Source organism: Streptomyces sp. NBC_00376 (assembly GCF_036077095.1).
GTDB lineage: Bacteria > Actinomycetota > Actinomycetes > Streptomycetales > Streptomycetaceae > Streptomyces.
On record NZ_CP107962.1, the window covers coordinates 39,148 to 57,653 of the forward strand.

The window sequence follows — 18,506 nt, forward strand, 5'->3', positions numbered from 1 at the left end:
GCCGTAGCTTCGGGAGAACAGGGCCTAGAGTCAATACCGGTGACTTTGTTGGTGGTGGGTCGTTGGGTGTGGTGTGCCAAGGCCTGGACAGGTGAAGTCGTCGGGTGAGCGGTTGTCGGACCGGATCGCTCTGGGTGTGCTGACGCGGGTGTTTCCGCCCGAGTTGGTGGATGAGGTGGTTGTTGGGTGTGGGCGTCTGGAACAGCGGTCGCGGCTGTTGCCGGCCCGGGTGGTGGTCTATTTCGTGCTCGCGATGTGTCTGTTCTCCGGGCAGGGCTATGAGGAGGTGGCCCGACTGCTGACGCAGGGGCTGGAGCGGGTGCGGCGGTGGGAGAAACCGTGGCAGGTGCCCACGACAGCGGCGATCGGCCGGGCCCGCCGGCGATTGGGGCCGGAGCCGTTGAAGGTGCTGTTCGCGCGAGTGTGCCGGCCGGTGGCCGCCCCGGACACTGCTGGTGCCTGGTATCGGCAGTGGCGTCTGGTTGCGGTGGACGGCACGGTCTTCGATGTGCCGGACACCGGGGCGAACAGCGATTTCTTCGGCCGGCCCGGCTCGGGCCGGGGACAGCAGCGCAGTGCCTACCCGCAGGTGAGGGTCGCTGCGCTGGTGGAGTGCGGGACACACGCGGTGTTCGCCGCGGCGACCGGCCCGCTGTCGGTTCATGAACAGCAGTTGATTCCCGGCCTGCTGGGCCGGCTCGAGCCGGGAATGCTGCTGATGGCCGACCGCGGCATCACCGGCTTCGAGCTGTGGCGGGCCGCCTCGGACACGGGCGCGGACCTGTTGTGGCGCGTCCGGAAGAACATCGTGCTCCCGGTCCTCGAAGCCTTCGACGACGGCTCCTACCTGTCCGAGATCGTTGCGGCAGGCGACCGCAAGCACCGGGACCCGGTCCGGGTCCGCGTCATCGAGTACACCCTCGGCCGCGAGGACGACGACACGGTCTACCGGCTGATCACGACCATCTGTAACCCGCAGGAGGCCCCTGCGGCCGACCTGGCGGGCCTCTACCATCAACGCTGGGAGATCGAGAACACCCTGGACGAGATCAAGACCCATCAGGGCGGACACCGCCTCGTCCTCCGCTCCCAGTACCCCGATGGCGTCGAGCAGGAAATCTACGGTTTCCTTCTTGTCCACCACGCACTCCGGGACGTCATGCACCACACCGCTCACCAGGCCGGCCTCGACCCCGACAGACTGTCCTTCACCCGCACCCTTCGCATCGCTCGCCGCCACGTCACCGACCAGGCGGCACTTTCCCCCCTCACGACTCAGTCGAGCCCTGACCCACACCATCCGTGAGCTGCTGGAACGACTCCTGCCACCCCGCAGGCAACGCTCCAACCCCCGTGTCATCAAACGCAAGATGGCCAACTGGCACCTCAAACACACCCACCACCGCAACCCACCCCGACCACCCGCAGCAGCAATCACACTCATCCCGCCCACCAAACCCGCCAGCAGACGCCAGAAGAGCACCTAAATCACCGGTATTGGGCCTAGAGTCCCGTGTCCTGTCGCACTCAAGTAAACGTATTCTCACTCGATCTCATTCGAGTTGGCAGATTCTTGCCGACCAGGTACCGAGCGACGGACCCGTACGACGCCCTTGTCCAGGTCAACACCAAGTGGCGTCCCCTCTCCGACCCGGACGTTCTTACGGAACCTCTCCTGCTCCATCGCCTGCTTCACCGCCTGCGCGGTTGGAGAGAACCCCTCTACCAGCGCGGAAGTACGCCCCTTTGTCTTGCGGTAGTAGATCCACCCACGGCGCTCTGCCCACAGCAAAGCACGATCCACCAAAATCAGGCAGACGCCGGCGGCGACGCCGACTGTCACCACGATCACAGCGCTTCTCATACTGCTGAAACGTAGCAACCCTCTGCCGAGTTACTCCAGCAGCCGCTACGGCGACCGGGCGGGCCGGCGCTGTCGTCAACGCAACCCGGCGCAGCGCGGCACCCCCTATGTGTGGGGCGGCGGCAGCACCACGGGCCCCACCAAAGGCGGTTACGACTGCTCGGGCCTGATGCTCTACGCCTTCTACCAGGGCGCCCGGATCGCTCTCCCCCGCACCTCCCAGCAGATGCGGCGCTCCGGCGCCCGAGTCCCCCGCTCGCAGATCCGGCCCGGCGACCTCATCGTCATCAACAACGACGGGAACTGGGGACACGTCGGCCTCTATGCCGGCAACAACACCATGATCCACGCACCCCGGCCCGGAAAGACCGTCGAGACCACTTCGACGTCGGGGTACTGGAGCGGTACGACTGGGACGTACGCCGAGTGCTCTGACGCCGTGTAGGTTCCGAATAGAGATGTCGGTGTCCGGCCATCCTGTCGTCGGCATGTCGGCTGCTGGGACAAACCCGCAGGTCGACCGTTGTCCCGTCGCACTCCAGCTGACAGGTTCTCAATGCTCTGCAGACCGACCTTGTGAATTCTCATTCGCCGCGGAGCCGGACCAGACGCCGAGGTCGCCTCCCGGCAGGGACACGAACCGCCATCCTCCAGGTCCTGTGATCTGCCACGCCTCGAACGCTGCATCGGCTGGACGCGTCAGATGCGTGCCATCCTCGAACACCATCCGGAGCGTGCCGGACTTGAAGGCGACCGCAGAGACGACCTTCGTCCCGAAGAGCGGAAGGATTGCGGCTACGTCCTGAGTCTCAGGCGCCAGAAGCACGCCTGGGGCGGCCCGGATGAGAGCCGAGCAGGCGTTTCGAGTACGACTTCCCAACCTTCATCGCCAGAGTGAGGCGGTAGTCGACAGTGATCCCAGCAACGCCCCACCCTCGGAGATCCAAGAGCCACCGGTCATCGTGTTCGACCGGCTCTGCTTCAGTGCTCATCACCTCAGCATGGTGCACGGCCCAGCCGAGGGCGATGGACGGTCATCACGGTTCCACCGAAGCCGCGTCTGTTGAGAATCCGGCGAGGTGTGTTCTCGATCCACTTGGCGAACCAGCAGCTCAGGGCAAGATCCGGAGACAGCTCCGATGCGACGGGACATCCCGCGGGTTCACGCAAACTGAAGGGCTCTTGGTGGGAACCCAAGGGTCCGTCGCCGTGCCTCACGGTGCTGGTTCCGCGAGTTTGACTCCAACTCACGACCACGCCGTTTCCTGGCTCTCTGGGCGCCCGAGAGCGGGTTAACCAAGAGGGTGGCCGTAACGCAACTTGTTGAGAGCGGCCCCGCCGGTCGTGTCCACCACGGCCGCGCCGTCGGGGCGCCAGCCGGCGGCCTCGTAGAAGCGCCGGGCTCGTTCGTTGTCTTCGAGTACCCACAAGACGGCCTGTGCGTAGCCAGCCTGTCCGAGAGTCGTCAATGCTGCCGCCATCAACTGCTTTCCGACCCCTGTGCCCCAGGCCTCGGGCATCGCGTAGAGCGTGCCGATTTCCGCGGTGACAGAGATGTCCTGAGACGGGCCGAAACTTGCGAATCCGATGATCCCGGCCTCGGTTTCGGCTACCAGTACCCCCGACGACGGCCACCGTGTTTCCGCGATCCGTGTCTTCCACTCGGACTCTTCGCGGCTTGGGTCCATGGCGTCGAGGTAGTGCTGGGGAACAAGACCGGCAAAGGCCGCCTGCCAGGAGCGCACGTAGACACCGGCGACCACTGACGCATCATCAGGCCATGCCTGTCGAATCTGCATGGCCGTCATTCTTCAAGTCCCGTCAGTCCGGGCCAAGTTCTTTTCCCGAGGGCGACGGTGAGTGCTCGGCTGTCTGTTCCAGCAGTGCCCGCGCCGAGTCCGCGTAGCGGATGGCGGTCTTCTCGTCGATGCCGAAGACCAGTGCGAGGTGGAGCGGGTCGGCGCCGTGGGTGAGGGCTTCTTCGAGCTGGCGGTCGACGCGGAGCCGTTCGAGGGTGGCGGTGAGGTTGCGGGTGGCCCGGGTGGTCCAGAGCTTGCCGGCCGGGCCGAGTTCAACGGCGGTCTTCTGGGTGATCAGCAGGTGGGGGTTGGCCGTGTTCGGCCAGCGGCTGCGGCGGTAATCGAGCCAGTCCAGGACAGCACGGCAGGTGAGGTCGTCGAGCGGGCGGACGTGGCCGTCGACGGTGATGCGCCGGTTGCCCAGGTCGACGTCGTCCAGCTGCATGGTGCGGATCATCTTCGGCCGTGCCGCGTGGACGGCGGCCAGGGCGACGATGAGCCGGATGTCTGGGGTGGTGGCGGTGGCGACGGCCTCGTCGATGTCCGCCTGGACGAGGGCCTGGAGGACGCCGCCGGCCTGTTGTCGGCGTACGGGCCAACGTGCACCGCCGCGTACGGTCGAACGTGCATAGCGTCTTGTATGGAGCAGCGACTTGTAAGCGACGTCGATGCTCCCGCGTCCTCTCGGTTGACGGACTGGCAGACATGGGAAGCCGGGGCGTCGCTCGTCATAATCGGTAGCTGACAGCAGCCCACCCTCGACGAGGCAGGCATCCGCGTCTGACGAGGAACATGGCTCCATCAAGTACAGACGCCAACGCTGCCAACGCCGGGTCGGCCCACAGGCAGGCGCCTGCGGACGAGGCTGCATTATGGTGAGCCGATCTTCGGACCCGTACGCATGGAGGCGCAGCAGTGACGACCGACGTGACGCCCGAACTGGCCGAGGCGATCCAGCGTGGCTACGACCAGCGCGACCGGGCGAACATGGCGCCGACGATCGCCTACTTCCAGGCACTGCTTGCCGAACACCCTGGTCACCCAGTCCTCGTATACGAGGTGGGTGGCGCCTACGACACGGCGGGCCAGGAGGAGACCGCTCGCGGCTACTACGAGCGGGCGCTCGCCCTTGGCCTCGACGGTGACGTGCTGCGCCGGTGCCTGTGCCAGTACGCCAGCACCCTGAGGTGGCTGGGCGAGCTGGACGAGTCGCTAGCGGTGCTCGACCGCGCCCGCAGGGAGTTCCCCGACTCGGACTCCGTACGCGTCTTCCGCGCGCTGACCCTCAACGACGCCCGGCAGCCGGACGAGGCGGTGGCCGAGTTGCTGACCGTCGTCACCGGGCACGCCGAGGTCACCGACCTCGGGCGGTGGGCATTCGGGCTGCGTGGCCTCGCCCAGTGGCTCGCCGACGGCCGGCCCGAATAGGAAGCAGTTGCCCCGCACCAGGCCGGCGCAGAAGGGCCTTGGCCGGTGGGCGTGTCCGCGACCGGCATGGACACGGCAGTGTCTGATGGGAGATCGGCTTTCTGCAGCGATGAGCGTGGTTGGGAGGGCGAAAGCTTCTTTCTCACTCTGAGTAATGGTCGCTCCGCACGACGACATGGCACACCCGAGGTGCCACACCGATCGTGAAAGTGGGCCGACCTGTGGTTTCACTGATGGGGCTGGCTTCGAGCCTGTGCACGCTCAGCCGTACGCGGCGGTGCACGTTGACCCGTACGCCGACACCTGTCGGGGGACAGGGATGCGGATCGTGGGGTTGCGGAAGATCTGGCCGTTCTTCTTCGCGTGCCGGAATAGCGACCGCAGTGCCACGATCCGGCTCTCGCGCTGTTTGCCGGTGACAGCGTCCCGGGCGGCGATGATGTCCTCCCGGGTGACCTCGCGCAGGTGGTCGTAGCGACTGGACCACTCCAGCAGCACCGGCTGGATCTCACCCAGGTAGGCCCATGTCGTATGCCGGGAGCGAGGCTCGGACCGCGGGCCACCGTCGAGGAGAGTACGAATCCAGGCTTCCTCGGGGCGGTGGATGCCCGGGGACATCCCGCCGAGCTTTCGCTCCAACCACCGGTCGACGGCGGGGGCCCGGTCGTCGGCGAACAGGCCGAAGCCCAGCGGCCAGTCCGACCCGGAACCTGTATTGCCTCAGACTGCACCGACGGCCTCCGAAATCGCCCTCGCAACCTGCCCCGGATCACCGGCACCTGAGGGATCGATACATCCCGCGCTTCCCGTGGGCCGGCGACTCGCCGAGGCCGGCCAGCGATGAACCCGGTGGTGGCATCGGCTTCGAGGTGAGGTCACCACCGGGCGGGAGCGGCCCCACACGAAGGGTAGACGGCCTGTCACCGACTCGGCCCCACCCAGCCGGAGCACATGACCGGGCGCGGCAGCAGGCTGCACAGGAATTCGGCAGCAACGCGGGCCCCTCGCGACTGCACCGGTGTCCGGGGAACACGTATGCATCAGCTCGCCGGGCGGTGAACCACTGCTGCTCGTACGGTCGGGCGTGAGTGCCCTGACAGGACGGTGCTCCCGGGACGGCCCTGCGGCCACTTCGCACGTTCCGCAGGGCCAACCCATCTTCCAGATGTGACCACCCGCCAGCCCGGCAGCCGACACCCGCAGCCCCTGAAGACGCGGGCCTCGGTGCTGGTCGACGTGATCAACGGGACGTGGCCATATCGCATCGCTGCCCGTACGCGCGAAGCTGCCCCGGGTGATAGCGGATCGAGACCGGTACGTTTTGGCTACTTGGGTGCCCTGCTCTGCAGATTTCGCAGGGCTGCGAGGACGGCATCCTCGTCCTTGTCGTAGGCAGGCACCCGAAGGTCCAGTTCATGCTCGGTGTCGCCCAGTGCGCGAAAGCCCTGCCGCAGCGCCCAATGGGCCGCCTCAGGTTCGTGTTCCGTCAGGTGCAGGCGAGCCAGACGCACAGACGCGTCGACCAATGCCTTCGTAATGGACGCCTTCATGTCCACCGCCCACTCGAACCGCCCTGGCGGGGTATCCGCGAAAGGTCGCCCACGGACCAGCTGCAGGGCCGCTCGCAGGTGACCAGCCGCGCCCTCACTGGAACCCTGACTGGCCAGGTGATGGTCCTGGAACTGCTTCCAGTCGCTGGTCACACGCTCGGAGAACCGGTATCCCCGGTTCTGCTCGACACGGGGAAACGCCTCAGCTCCAATCCAGGCCCTCAGTCGGGAGGATCGCGAGTTCCGCGTTTGCTTGCTCCCTTTCCCTTTGGGGTGGAGACCCTTTTCGAGGTCCTGCGGGCCGGCCCCGGGGTGAAGGTAGATCCAGCAGGCCAGTTCGGTCAGCGAGTTACGGAGGCGGCTCTCCCTTGTTCCCGGAGCGTTGGCGACTTGAACCGGGCCAAGCAGAAGAAGACAGACCGCGCTGTCGCTCGCCTCCCGTTCGTGGGGCTCGGGACTGCTCTCAGCAATTCGCCCGACCAGCGGCACGGACTCCGAGGCAGGGACGCTCTGGTGAGGAAAGTGGAGCTGCCCGGTCTGACGGAAGAGCTCCCCTTCCAGGGCGCCGAGAAGTGAGCCCCAGCCGCGTGCGAATTCCTGCTCAGCGTCCTGCGCACCGTTGAGGACCCATTCCGAGGGCGGCAGGTCAACGACCGGTTTCGTGGTGAGCGTGTCCAACACACAGAGCGGTCGCTCTCCAGCGCGCCAACTCATGGGGTGACGAAGCCGTGGTCAGCTGCCACCCCCGCTCGATCAGCGTCCGCAACGCGGTGACCCCTGATCCGTCGGCCCCTTCGGGAGCGAAACCACTCATCGTGCACACCTCCATGCAGTGACAACGACAAGGAAGCGGCCGGGGCACTCGCCCGTTCACCAGCCTGATCGGCTCACCGGAGGCGTCACCCCCCTTTACGGCGTCTCGGCCGAGTGGGGCTACGCGGCGAAGCCTATGTTGGTGACGTACTCGTACTGGCCCCACTGAGAACCGAGGTCGGGCAGGACGTCGGTCCACTCGTCTTCCAGGCCCTGGACGTCGCCCGCGGCCCAGGCCTCGACGATCCGGTCCCAGCGGCGGACGTTCATCGTGCGGTACTCCACCACCCGCTGCAGGGGCCTGGCCACCTGCGACTGATTCAGCGGGTGGATCTCCACCCTGGTCCCGCGCCCCTCACGGTTGAGACGGGCCAGGAGATGCCGGGCCACATTGCGACGGCGCACCGCCCGGTAGGCGGCGTCGATGCGTTCCAGGTTGGCCTTCGACGGCCGGCGCGTGCCCTCCAGCCAGGCCTGCAGTGTCCGGTCGGTCACCGTCAGGCCGGCGTCCTTGGCCGCGGCGAGGCTGTGGTCGGTCTTCGTCAGGTAGTGCAGGCGGGCCATCAGGCCGCGCTTCGCGGTGACCGGGGTGACGATGCCGCCCGCGAGGACGTCGAGCTGCCGGATGACGGCATCGCTTCCCTTGATGCCCCGGGCGCCGAACTTCCCGAAGTCGATGTTCCTCTCCGGCACTTCGCACCCTTCTCCATCGAACTCCGTTGCCTGAAACGATAGTTGAGATTCTACCTTATGCAGGCCTATCAGAGGTTATGTGATGCTTTCCTCCGGCGATCAACACCTTGCCCGGCAGCTGAAGCGCGCCCAGAACACCGCACGACTCCCTCCTCGATGGCGCAGCCCTTCCCTGCTGTCCTACCCCGGCCTGAGAAAGGGAGCTGAGATATGCGGAGCTCTACGGGACGGGGTACGGAGGTACCGGAGCCGAGCGGCCCCCCAGGGCCGGGCGGCGGCACCGGCCACAGGCACCGGCCACGCTTACGCGCTTTTGGTCGTCACGGTCGGTACAACCCGAGACGCAGCTCCGCTGATGCCGCCTACGGCCCGCAGTTGACTCATGGAGCCGCACGCGAAGCTACTTGGGCCCCGACGGTGCCCGGTGTGCGCCTTCCTGCGAGACATCAGATAGGGAAGAGCTTGCGTTTTCGCAGGTCACAGCGTTGCAGTGGGGATGCTTGTGACTCCCGAGAGGGGACATAAAGAGGCTCGAATGTCACTTCTGAGTAGGCATAACGTCTCCGAAAGGTCAGTAAGGCTGACTACTTGGCATGCGAGAGGTCAGGAATACTGACTTCTTTGCCCGCAGAAGGTCAGTCTTGCTGACTTTCCGCCACGGGGGTCCAGTCCGCGCACCACCCCCATACCTGCCCGGAGCGCGCAGGAGTTCGTGCAGGAGATGTGTCACCCCTGGGGGGACACAAGACGCGCCGGAGGTCAGAAATGCCGACCTTGAGGTCAGAAGTACTGACCTTCTGCTACGTTGCTGGACGCCCGGGATCTTGGAACTTTGGAGAGCTGCTCGTGTCCGAGTCACAGCGCCGGCGGCGCACCGCCAGTCCCGCGCAGAATCCGGGGCTGGCTCCGGACGATCCACTGCGTGCGTTCGGAGAACGGCTACGGAAGATCGAGGGCCTGGACGACTTGGCGCGGTCCTACCCGGGCCGGGAGATCACCGTCGGCCGTCAGCGGCAGCAGCTGGAGTTCTTCTCCGATCCCGAGCGCCCCAACGCCTTCGCGATGGTGGCGCTGGAGTTCTTCCTCGTGATCGCCCAGTACTACCGTGAGGCACTGCCGCTGCGGTTGATCCTGCTGCTGATCGCCGGGCAACGGGCCAGCGGGCGAATCCCGCTTACTCAGGACGACATGGCGCAGATCCTGGACGTCCCGCGCCAGAAGGTCAACGAGTCGCTGCGGGAGATCATGGGCCACGGCATCGTGATCAAACGCGGGCGCGGCGTGTACCAGTTCAACCCGCCGTACTCCTACGTTGCGGCCGAACTGGTGCGGCTGTCCGATGGCAGGACCGAGTATGTTCAGGTGGACCAGGCCGATGCTCTGGCGGAGCTCCGGGCCGCAGCACTGCCAGACCTTGTTCGGTTCCCGTCACTGCAGCACATGCGCGAGGCAATCGAAGAGTTCCGCAAGGAGCGCGCTCAGAAGCGCCGGGAACGGCGGGAGCGGTTCCGGGCAAGGACGAGTCAGAAGGAGGGCGAGCGGTGAGCAGGGGCATGTTGTTCACGCCGGTCAACGCGGAGGGCGTGGTCGCGGCCCTGGACCTGCCCGGGCCGGCCTATCGCGTTCTGTTCGCCCTGCGTTCCCGCAGCGAGCCCGGCGGCCGTGCCGAGATGGGCCAGAACCAGATCGCCGCCCTGCTCGGGCTCAGCCGCCCCAGCATCACCTCCGGCCTGCGCGAACTGATACTGGCCCGCCTCGTGACAAAGCAGCGCAACGGCGTCTACCGAATCAACGCGATGCTCGCCGCGTACGAGACACCGGCCGACGCCCGGGCCGCTATCGATGCCATGGACCCAGCCGACCGGCTGGACGACCCACACTTCGTCGCCCGCTACCACCAGGCCGTTCAGGATTACCGCGAGCAGCTCGCCCTCGAACGCCGCAAGAAGCTGCGCGTTGCTTGACCTCGCCCCGGACACGCACCAGGGCGCGGCGCCGTTTCTGTGTCGCTGACGGCACGGTTGTCCAAGCAGACTGGGCGAACTTGCCCAAGCAGTCTTGGACAACCTGGTGCACACCGTTCCCTCCAGGGACATCACAGCCCAGCGGTGCGTGACAAGGCAGTGGGAGGAGGGTGCGAGATCCTCTACCGAGAGGCCGCCGACCATAGCGATGCGAGCGCGGTTTTGGCTCTGGCCGTACGGTTTGAACCCTGAGGGTACGACCACTGTGCCCTGGCGCTGATCCACGCGTCCAAACAGGAAACGTGAAACGTCAGACCGGTACTGCCGCTCCGGACGGGACACCAAGCTGGGTGTGAACAGGCGCGGCTACAGGTGGGTCAGGGGTTCGCGGGCGGGGCTGGCGAGTTGGGCGTAGAAGTCGGTGCGGTCCTGGGCCTGGAGGACCTGGGCGCACACGGTCAGCAGGCCGGTGCGTGCCTCGGGCCGGTTCAGGACGGGGGCCAGCTGGGTCCGGATGCGGGTGGCCGCTTCGGGGGACAGCAGCGCGTACCGACCGGCGCCGAGCCCCGATTCCACGCCTGCTCGCCCATCAGCACGGAGAGCCGTCGTGCGCACGCCCTCATCGTGCACACCACGCCGCGCGTGGACTTCACCTACGAGAGCTCGGCGGGTCCGGATTGCCGTCGAGTGCCTCCTGTTGTGCGTCGGGATGGTTGTCCAGGAGGAACTTTTGAGCGTCCGCAAAGGCACGCTCGTATAGGGCAAGTGCCCGCTCTGGGTTGTTTGCCTCCTCGTATACACCAGCAAGTGTGAATCTCAACTGAGTCCCGGCCGGGTGGTCGACGGGAAGGAACTGCTCCACATCCGCCAGGTTCTGCTCGTAGAGAAGGATCGCCTCCTCCAGGTTGCCTGCAGCGTGGTGCGCGTCAGCCAGGTCTTTCCGCGAGACCAGCGTGTGGCTGTGGCCTGCGCGAAGAACTCGCTCCCGGCCTGTCAGAGCTTGTTTGTAGTGGTGGATCACCTTCTCCAGATCACCTTTGGAGCGGTACACGTCAGCCAGGCTGCTGTGCAAAGTCAGAGTGAGAGGGTGGTCGATGGGAAGGGCCTGTTCCGCATCCCTCAGGCCCTGCTCGCAGTAGAGGATCGCCTTTTCCGGGTCACCTGCAGCGTGGAACGCGCAGGCGAGGTTGTGCCGCGAAGTGAGCGTGTCGATGTGGGCGTTGGAAAGCACCCGCTCCTGGGTTTGCAGAATCTGCTCGTAGAGTGGGATCGCCTTCTCCAGGTCGCCTTCATCGTGGTAGCAACAGGCGAGGTTGTGCCGGGAGGCCAGCGTGTGCTGGTGGTCGACAGGGAGCACCCGCTGCCGCGCCTCCAGCGTTGACTTGTAGAGGGGGATCGCCTTCTCCAGGTCACCTGCAGCGTGGAACGCGCAGGCGAGGTTGTGCCGCGAGGTCAGGATGTGGGGGTGGTCAGCAGGAAAGATGCGTTCCCTGGCTGCCAGGGCCCGTTGACGGTATGCAGTGGAAGGGGCGATAAGACCTTGTTCCGCAAGGAAGAGTGCAGTCTGATTGAGTACGACCGCGGTGCGCTCAGTATCGGTGCCCGGCGGGGCGTGGTCGACGATGGCGTCGATGTGAGGAACGAGCTCCCGCCAGGCGGGCCAGGAAGTCGGGTCGTCCCCGTTGTCCAAACCTCTTGAGACCAGGCCAGTGGTGGCGTCGCTGAGGGCTCGGCTGATGTCGCGGGGCTGGCGGTGGGGATCATTGGAATCGGGAGTGCGGGCGACGGCCTGGACAAGCCGGTGCACGGTCACCGTGTCCGGGGCTGCGGTGATCATGCTGTAGGCGGCAAGACGCCGCACGGCGTCATGCACGGCGGGCTGCTCTCCCAGGGATTCGAGCAGAATGCGGGGAACGCGGTCGGGGGCGTACCAGGCCAGCGTGCGTAGGAGATGGCCTGCGAGAGGTGTGTCGGCGAGGCGCTCAAGGGTGATGTGCCAGATCCGGGCGATGGTCTGATCAACAGCGCGGCCTTCTTCCCCTCGGCGGTACATGTCCGCCGGGAGGTCGGCAAGCAGGTCCAGATAGGCGCGTGGGGTGAGGCCGGCTTCTGTGATGTAGGCACCAGCCTGTTCGATGGCCAGTGGCAAATGCCCTAGTTCATCGCAGAGTTCTTGCACGCCGTCCGCATCCGGACCCCCTTCGCCATGGGGTCGGGTTCCGGTGGCGAGCAGGCTGTGGGATTCGGTGGGGGCGAGTACGTCGAGGCGCATGGGCGTTGTCATGCCACGCCAGCCGCTGGAGCGCCGGGTGGTGATGAGGAACCGGCCGCCAGAAGCGCGGGCCAGCAGCGGGGCGATGTCAGCGGGATCCTTGACGTTGTCCAGTACCAGCAGCCAGTCTCGGTGGCTGGCGAGCCACTGCAAGGCGAACTCGGCCAGCACCTCTGCGGTCGGAGCAGCCACCAGGGCTGGCTGGAGAGCGGTGGCGAGGTCTACCAGACCCTGCCGGATGTTTGTGGGGCTGTCAGCGGTGATCCAACGAACGGGAATACAGCCGTGGGGGCGGGTGGCAGCCCAGTGCGCAGCCAAGGTGCTCTTGCCGACGCCGCCCAATCCGAACACGACTTGCGCCGCGCTGGTGGTGCTGAATGCCGAGTCGAGTTGTTCCTGTTCAGCGGCACGCCCGACGAAGTGGTCTGTTCGGAAGGGGAGGTTATCCAGGCCTGCGGGAGCGTCCGTCTCAGCAGCCGCGCGTAAGACGTCCGGAGACAGGGCCGCAGGAGATGACTTCGACTTACTGCTGGCGGTCGGCTGTGGCTGGGCTTGGGCGGACTTCCACCAGTCTTCCCACGTTTTCTCGTGCAGCAGTCCTGGGGTCAGGTTCCGATCATCTGGACGAACATCCAGAGCCCGTGCACGTTCGATCAGCACCCGGACCAGCAACCTCGCCGTTTCCCACCGCGGCAGGTGATCGCCAAGCTCCCATGAACTGATCCCCTTATCGGTGAGAGTCACTGGCTTGCCGGGGGAGACGGGCCGTGCCGACCTGGCCTTGTCGTTCGCCTTTCTCGCGGCCGTTTTCTGATCCAGCCCCGACACGGTTCGCAGCTCCTTCAGCCTGTCCCCGAACCGCTTGCGTGGCCCTTCAACTCTCTGCGTCCCAGCCATGTGCCTCCCCCGTTTCTCTGGTCCGGATCCGGACCGGATAACTCACCGTAGCCCGCCCACCAGCACGGATTCCCTTGTTCCAGCCAATCCGGAGTGGCCCGGCCGTATCCAGCTCGCGGATCCTCATCGTGCCAGGCACCCGGCCTGGCCTTAACTTCCGGAGGAAGTGATGGAGCTGACGACCATTCCAGTCGTGATCGGCGGAATCGTGATCATCTTCGGCGCTGCCGCCCGTGTCCCGAAGGCGGTGGCGGAACTCATTCAGGCCTGCATCCCTGTGGTGCACGCACTCAGTGAGCTGAGGGTAGCGATCAAGCGCAACACCCAGAAGGTGAGCCGCGCAGAGGCCGAGAACGCACCTGAGCTGGAGAGGGGGGCACCGGACGAAGCGCGGGTAGATGGCGTGCATAGCCCCACTGCTCGGCAATGACGATTTGCCTAACACCGTTGTATCGAAGAGAGATGCCTCGAGCGACACCCTTGGGGGCGGGATCCCCCGCCCCCAAGGGGCCCTTCACCCGAATCTCACCTTCGCATGCCCTAGTCAGGGCCTTGTCGGCTTGTGGTCCTGCCACAGCTCGACGTCGATCCGTTCCACGCGGCGGCTGCGGGCGGTGAAGCAGGAAGCCGTCCCACTGGGCGGCAGGGCCTCGGTGATGTCGCGGATCAGGGCGTCACCGGTCGAGCCCGATGCGACGGTGAACCTGAAGAGTGTGGGCCGACCCCGCGCTGCACGGGCAGCTCGACCACACCGGCCCCGCCGCCTGGCCGGGCCTGGCCACCGCGCCGGGCCCCATCCCGCCACCCCGGCACGGCACGCCGGGCGGGCGGCAGCACTTGGTCGGCGACCTCTCCCCCGAGGACTGCGACGACCACCTCGCCCGCCGCCTGGTCAAGGACGGCCGGCCCCTCATCGGCCGCGAGACCCGGGCTTCACCGCCCGCTCCCACGGCCTGCCCCTCCACCTCGACCTGGCCGCCTCCCGCTACCTGGAGATCCGCCGCCTCCGCGAGCCGCAGCCCGCCGACTTCGACCACACCTTCCCCGCGCTCCTGGCCCGCGCCCTGTCCGACCTCACCGCCGACGAACGGCACGTCCTGCGCTCGGTGTCCCTGCTGGACGCCTTCGACCTCGACCTCGCCACCCGCGCCGCGGGCCTCACCCACCAGGCACCCGCCCGGCGCCTGACGGAGCGGCCCATCGTCACGTCGGACGCGAGATGGATCTTTGTGGTCAGTCCTCCGCGGGAGCGGCCGATTGGCATGGTCATGCGGCTCGCCGGCCGGGGCCCCTTTCTGCGGGCCCTGGTAGCGTGCTGGTGAGCGCGTTCATACGCCGATCTTCCCCGGCCGCGCGCCCCGCAATGGGCCGAACGACGAAATCCAGCAGCCCACACCTTCTTCGACAGGCCTCGGGCCAGACGGCAACCGTCTGACATGCCGGACGCTGGTTGAGGCAGCTCAGCCAGACGATGGCTGGTCTGGTCGGCTACTGGGGCGGCGGGTTCTCCGGTTGGGCCCGTTGGGTCTGACGGGCCCAACCGGGTGTGAACAGGCGCGGTTACAGGTGGGCCAGAAGTTCGCGGGCGGGGCCGACGAGCTCGGTGTAGAAGTCGGCGCGGTCCTGGGCCTGGAGGACCTGGGCGCACACAGTCAGCAGGCCGGTGCGTGCCTCGGGCCGGTTCAGGACGGGGGCCAGCTGGGTCCGGACGCGGTTGGCCGCCTCGGGGGACAGCAGCGCGTAGACGTACAGGGTGGCGGCGTCGTAGCCGTACGGGGCGCGGCCCCACCCTTCCCAGTCCAGGATGTGCGGGCCGCGGGTGATGTTGCCGTAGTGGAGGTCGCCGTGGGCGGTGGTCCAGGTGACGGCGTCGATCTGGTGTCCGGTGTACTCGGGGATGACGCGGCGCAGGTACTCCTCCCGTACGGCCTCTCGGCCGGTGGGCGGCGGGACGTCGGCGAGCGTCTCCAGGGCGGCCGTCATCTCCTTCCACCACGTCTCGGGCAGGTCGGGGTCGTCGTCGAGGACGGGCCGCGGGGAGACGATCGGGTCCGGGGCGAAGGAGTAGAGCTCGGCCCGGTAGGCGTGCGTGTCGGTGGTCCAGTCCCGGATCCGGAAGAGGTCGGGGCGCGGCACGGAGGCCGGGAGGGTGCGGGAGGCGGAGGGGCCGTCCCACAGGGTGCCGCCCTCGGTTCCGGCCTCGGCGCTGACCACGCGGAGCCAGTGCGGTCCGGCGGCTGCCGACAGGGTCCGGCCCTGGTACCCCCACACCCGGCTGCTGGTGGCTCGCAGGCCGAACTGGTCGGCGGCGTGCCGCTGAGCGGCCAGCATCCGGTCGGCGGTGGCGGGTGCGGGGGTGTCGAACATGCTGGTCCTACCTCGGGTGGGAGACGGTGGCCGCGTCCTTGGATACCAGCTCGGTGGCGAGGCCCGCGACCTGTTCGACGGTGAGGGCGGAGTGTTCGGCGAGTTCGCCGAAGGTGAGGCGGGCGCCGGACACCAGGGCCTCCAGCGCGGGCCGGACGCAGGGGTGGAACTCCCATTCGTGTCCGGCGGCGCGCAGCACCACAGCTCCGTCGGCGTCCTCGATCGCGGCCCGGGCGGTCGTGAGGGCCAGGACCAGGGTGGGTTCGGCGGGGACGTCGCCGATGTGCGGCAGGGACGGGGCCGGGCGCCCGGGATCGCGGGCGTCCAGGGAGGCGGTGAACTCAGAGACGATGTGGGGGTGGAGGGCCTCGGACACCTCCTTGCGCAGTTGCTCGGCGTAGGCGGTGCGCTCGGCGGGGCCGGCCACGGTCGGGACGCCGGCCCGCAGGGTGGGTGAGTGGAGGAGCTGTCCGGCCAGCCAGACCAGGAGGTGGTGTCCGGTGGCCGGGGTCAGGCCGCATGTCAGGTGCAGGGACCTGCCCTCGGTGGCGGCCACCGCGTGCCACCAGCCCCGCGGCAGGTAGAGCATGTCCCCGGCCTGCAGGACCACTTCGGCGACCGGCAGCCCTTCGGGCTTGGCGGGGGCCTCGACGTCCAGGCGCAGCGGGTCCGTGCGGGTCGCCCCGTACAGGTTCCACCGCTTGGATCCTTCGAGCTGCACGACCACGACGTCGTGGTCGTCCCAGTGGATGCCGAAGGCTTCGGTGGGGTGCCAGGACGCGTACAGGTTGGCCTGGACGTCGGTGCGGAAGTGCCGCTCCAGCGCCTCGGCCAGGTCCTGGACGCCGGGGTGGAGCTTGTCGACGGCGTCCAGGACCAGGGAGGCGCCGGCGGCGATCTGCCGGTGCAGGCCCGAGGGTTCGACCCGGTGGCGGACTTCGGAGCGCTTGGTGACCGAGGTGTGCAGGTACTTGTACGGCGGGACCTGCTCCCCGTCGTTGAACAGGCGCAGGCGCGGGGCGTCCAGGCGGTGGCGGGCCACCAGGTCGTTCAGGTCGTCCCACGTGAACAGGCCGCGCAGCCCTGCGGCGGTCTGTGACCAGTGCTTGAAGGAGCGGCCGAAGGCCTCGGCGAGGAAGTCCTCGCCGAGGCTACGGACCGCCGCGTCGATCGCGGTGGTCATGGTCGGCGATCAGTCGTTGCCGTCGCCCTTGCCGGTGCCCCCGCCGTCGCCGTCGGGGGTCCGGGGTGCGGCTCCCTTGATGGAGCGGCTGGAGAGGATCAGACCGTTCATGACGTACTCCTTCTCTCGTGTCGGATGGAGCGCTGGACGGCGCCCGCCGCCCCCAGGCACGGCGGGCGCCCAGTACGGGACCGGCCGGAGGGGGAGCCCCTGGAGGCTGTTCCGGCCGGTTCCGTTCGACCATTGAAGGTCCGGGGAAGACCACAGGGGAGGGCCGGATCGGGGTGCCGATTCCCCCTGCGGGGTGCCGCGTCGGGGGGCCAGGATGGTCTTTTGACACCCGGACAGGGAGGCCCGGCATGGTGAGCCCGGACGGAATCGGCGAACTGCTCCGCACCATCAGGGAGCGGGCGGACCGGACCCGAGAACAACAGGCCAAGCTCATGACCGACGCCGGCCTCATGTGCACGGTCGAGAACATCAAGCGGTGGGAGACCGAACGCCGCTTACCAACCCCGGTCTGGCGCACGGCGATCCGCGCCGTCTACGGCCTGACCGACGAGCAGCTGGACCAGGCCCTGGACATCACCCGAAAGCACCGCCGGCAGCACAGGAAGGAGAGCGACGACATGAAGCGACGCAATCTGTTCACCCTCGCGGCGGCCACGGGGTTCGCCGTGCTGCCCGGGATCGCGCAGGCCCGGGAGGGCATCGACACCGGCCTGGACGCCGACGGCGCCGGGGACCTCGCCTACCTGGAGGGCGCCTTCGAGCGTCACCGCGGCGGCTACAACGGGCGCGCCCCCGAGGCGGTCCTGGGCGAGATGCGCGAGGACCTGGCACTGCTGGCCGCCGTCCTGCGCAGGCCTCACCCGGCGCGGGACCGCACCGATCTGGCGCGCACGGCGGCGGGGATCTCCGGCCTGGTGGCGATCGTCCAGCACGACCGGGGCGACCAGGCCGACGCGCACCGCTGGTTCACCACCGCGGCGAAGGCCGCCCGCGAATCGGGGGACCGTCGGATGACGGCCTGGGTCCTGGGCCGCCATGCCATGGTCGGCCTGAACTACGGCGCCCCCGGCCAGGCCGCCCGCATCGCCGCCCAGGCCCGCCGGGAGGCCGGCACCCACCCCTCCGGCGCGGCCGCACTGGCAGCCGCCGTCAACGCCCGCGCCCTGGCCGCCATCGGCGACCTCCCCGGCGCCCGCCGGGCGGTGAACGACGTCCGCACCCTGGCCGAACAGTTGGACGGCCCCGAATCCGCCGACACCTGGTTCGGGTACCCGGCCCAGAAACACCACGTCCACCTCTCCCAGGCATACACGCTGCTCGGCGACACCCGCGCCGCCTACCAGGCACAGGACGACGCCCTGGCCCTGACGACCTCACCGTCGGTCATGACCCGCGCCCTGATCTCCATGGACACCGCCGCCTGCCAGCGGGTCGACGGGGACCCGGGCGCGGCCGCCGAGATGGCCGCCGCCGTCTACGACCGGCTACCAGCGGCGTACCGGAGCGGCCTGGTGCACTCCCGCGCCCAGCTGCTCCACCGACACCTGGCCGGTGCCCCGCGCCGACTGCTCGGTGACGCTCTCGCCCACGGCTCCCCTCACAGCCCAATCCGTTACTAAGAGCGTTCCGGGGAGAGCCAGGGGCTCGAACAGCGGGCCCATGAC

Annotated in this window: 18 protein-coding genes and 1 pseudogene; 7 read left to right on the plus strand and 12 right to left on the minus strand. The window is 67.8% G+C overall.

All coding sequences use genetic code 11. The features are described 5' to 3' along the window. Positions 1 to 73 precede the first annotated feature (73 nt). A complete protein-coding gene (locus OG842_RS43105) occupies positions 74 to 1,306 on the plus strand; it encodes an IS4 family transposase (protein ID WP_328512620.1) in 1,233 nt (410 codons plus the stop codon). A gap of 237 nt (positions 1,307 to 1,543) precedes the next feature. Here OG842_RS43105 and OG842_RS43110 read toward each other — a convergent pair whose 3' ends face one another. After that, positions 1,544 to 1,852, minus strand: coding sequence for a hypothetical protein (locus OG842_RS43110; protein ID WP_328512749.1), 309 nt, complete (start codon positions 1,850 to 1,852; stop codon positions 1,544 to 1,546). Between the two features lie 121 nt (positions 1,853 to 1,973). On the opposite strand from OG842_RS43110, the gene OG842_RS43115 reads away from it, so the two are divergent. Then, on the plus strand, positions 1,974 to 2,309 hold the full coding sequence (locus OG842_RS43115; RefSeq protein WP_328512750.1) for a C40 family peptidase: 336 nt from the start codon (positions 1,974 to 1,976) through the stop codon (positions 2,307 to 2,309). A gap of 108 nt (positions 2,310 to 2,417) precedes the next feature. On the opposite strand, the gene OG842_RS45525 is transcribed toward OG842_RS43115, so the two are convergent. From OG842_RS45525 to OG842_RS43125, 3 genes are all read right to left on the minus strand, one after another. Beyond that, positions 2,418 to 2,690, minus strand: a complete 273-nt coding sequence (locus tag OG842_RS45525) for a DUF6188 family protein (RefSeq protein WP_443064100.1) — start codon at positions 2,688 to 2,690, stop codon at positions 2,418 to 2,420. 466 nt (positions 2,691 to 3,156) lie between these two features. Beyond that, entirely contained in the window at positions 3,157 to 3,663 is a 507-nt protein-coding gene (locus OG842_RS43120) for a GNAT family N-acetyltransferase (RefSeq protein ID WP_328512751.1), read from the minus strand. Positions 3,664 to 3,685: 22 nt separating this feature from the next. After that, positions 3,686 to 4,108, minus strand: coding sequence for a hypothetical protein (locus OG842_RS43125; RefSeq protein WP_328512752.1), 423 nt, complete (start codon positions 4,106 to 4,108; stop codon positions 3,686 to 3,688). A 470-nt stretch (positions 4,109 to 4,578) separates the two neighbouring features. Here OG842_RS43125 and OG842_RS43130 point away from each other — a divergent pair, with 470 nt between their 5' ends. Beyond that, positions 4,579 to 5,091, plus strand: a complete 513-nt coding sequence (locus OG842_RS43130) for a tetratricopeptide repeat protein (RefSeq protein ID WP_328512753.1) — start codon at positions 4,579 to 4,581, stop codon at positions 5,089 to 5,091. A 261-nt stretch (positions 5,092 to 5,352) separates the two neighbouring features. Here OG842_RS43130 and OG842_RS43135 read toward each other — a convergent pair whose 3' ends face one another. From OG842_RS43135 to OG842_RS43145, 3 genes are all read right to left on the minus strand, one after another. After that, positions 5,353 to 5,709 carry a hypothetical protein gene (locus OG842_RS43135; protein WP_328512754.1) on the minus strand — a complete coding sequence of 119 codons (357 nt, stop codon included), beginning with the start codon at positions 5,707 to 5,709 and terminating at the stop codon, positions 5,353 to 5,355. A 707-nt stretch (positions 5,710 to 6,416) separates the two neighbouring features. After that, on the minus strand, positions 6,417 to 7,319 hold the full coding sequence (locus OG842_RS43140) for a hypothetical protein (protein ID WP_328512755.1): 903 nt from the start codon (positions 7,317 to 7,319) through the stop codon (positions 6,417 to 6,419). 255 nt (positions 7,320 to 7,574) lie between these two features. Next, the gene (locus OG842_RS43145; protein ID WP_328512756.1) at positions 7,575 to 8,147 is read right to left on the minus strand and encodes a transcriptional regulator; all 573 of its coding nucleotides are present in this window, start codon (positions 8,145 to 8,147) and stop codon (positions 7,575 to 7,577) included. 846 nt (positions 8,148 to 8,993) lie between these two features. On the opposite strand from OG842_RS43145, the gene OG842_RS43150 reads away from it, so the two are divergent. Further along, positions 8,994 to 9,692, plus strand: coding sequence for a hypothetical protein (locus OG842_RS43150; RefSeq protein ID WP_328512757.1), 699 nt, complete (start codon positions 8,994 to 8,996; stop codon positions 9,690 to 9,692). After that, on the plus strand, positions 9,689 to 10,111 hold the full coding sequence (locus tag OG842_RS43155; protein WP_328512758.1) for a MarR family transcriptional regulator: 423 nt from the start codon (positions 9,689 to 9,691) through the stop codon (positions 10,109 to 10,111). Before OG842_RS43150 ends, OG842_RS43155 begins: the two co-directional genes overlap by 4 nt. A gap of 366 nt (positions 10,112 to 10,477) precedes the next feature. Here the strand turns inward: OG842_RS43155 and OG842_RS43160 are convergent, their stop codons facing one another. Continuing rightward, a complete protein-coding gene (locus OG842_RS43160) occupies positions 10,478 to 10,726 on the minus strand; it encodes a hypothetical protein (protein ID WP_328512759.1) in 249 nt (82 codons plus the stop codon). A gap of 34 nt (positions 10,727 to 10,760) precedes the next feature. Then, on the minus strand, positions 10,761 to 13,211 hold the full coding sequence (locus OG842_RS43165; RefSeq protein ID WP_328512760.1) for a tetratricopeptide repeat protein: 2,451 nt from the start codon (positions 13,209 to 13,211) through the stop codon (positions 10,761 to 10,763). 238 nt (positions 13,212 to 13,449) lie between these two features. Between OG842_RS43165 and OG842_RS43170 the strand changes: the two genes are divergently transcribed. Next, a complete protein-coding gene (locus OG842_RS43170) occupies positions 13,450 to 13,710 on the plus strand; it encodes a hypothetical protein (RefSeq protein WP_328512761.1) in 261 nt (86 codons plus the stop codon). Between the two features lie 777 nt (positions 13,711 to 14,487). Here OG842_RS43170 and OG842_RS43175 read toward each other — a convergent pair. The 3 genes and pseudogenes from OG842_RS43175 to OG842_RS43185 all read right to left on the minus strand — a co-directional run. Further along, positions 14,488 to 14,607: pseudogene (locus OG842_RS43175) on the minus strand (IS5/IS1182 family transposase); the annotation flags it as partial. Between the two features lie 233 nt (positions 14,608 to 14,840). Continuing rightward, the gene (locus tag OG842_RS43180; RefSeq protein WP_328512762.1) at positions 14,841 to 15,647 is read right to left on the minus strand and encodes a hypothetical protein; all 807 of its coding nucleotides are present in this window, start codon (positions 15,645 to 15,647) and stop codon (positions 14,841 to 14,843) included. 7 nt (positions 15,648 to 15,654) lie between these two features. After that, complete coding sequence (locus OG842_RS43185; RefSeq protein WP_328512763.1) at positions 15,655 to 16,830, minus strand: cupin domain-containing protein; 1,176 nt, start codon at positions 16,828 to 16,830, stop codon at positions 15,655 to 15,657. A 359-nt stretch (positions 16,831 to 17,189) separates the two neighbouring features. Between OG842_RS43185 and OG842_RS43190 the strand changes: the two genes are divergently transcribed. Further along, entirely contained in the window at positions 17,190 to 18,461 is a 1,272-nt protein-coding gene (locus OG842_RS43190) for a helix-turn-helix domain-containing protein (RefSeq protein ID WP_328512764.1), read from the plus strand. Positions 18,462 to 18,506: the final 45 nt, after the last annotated feature.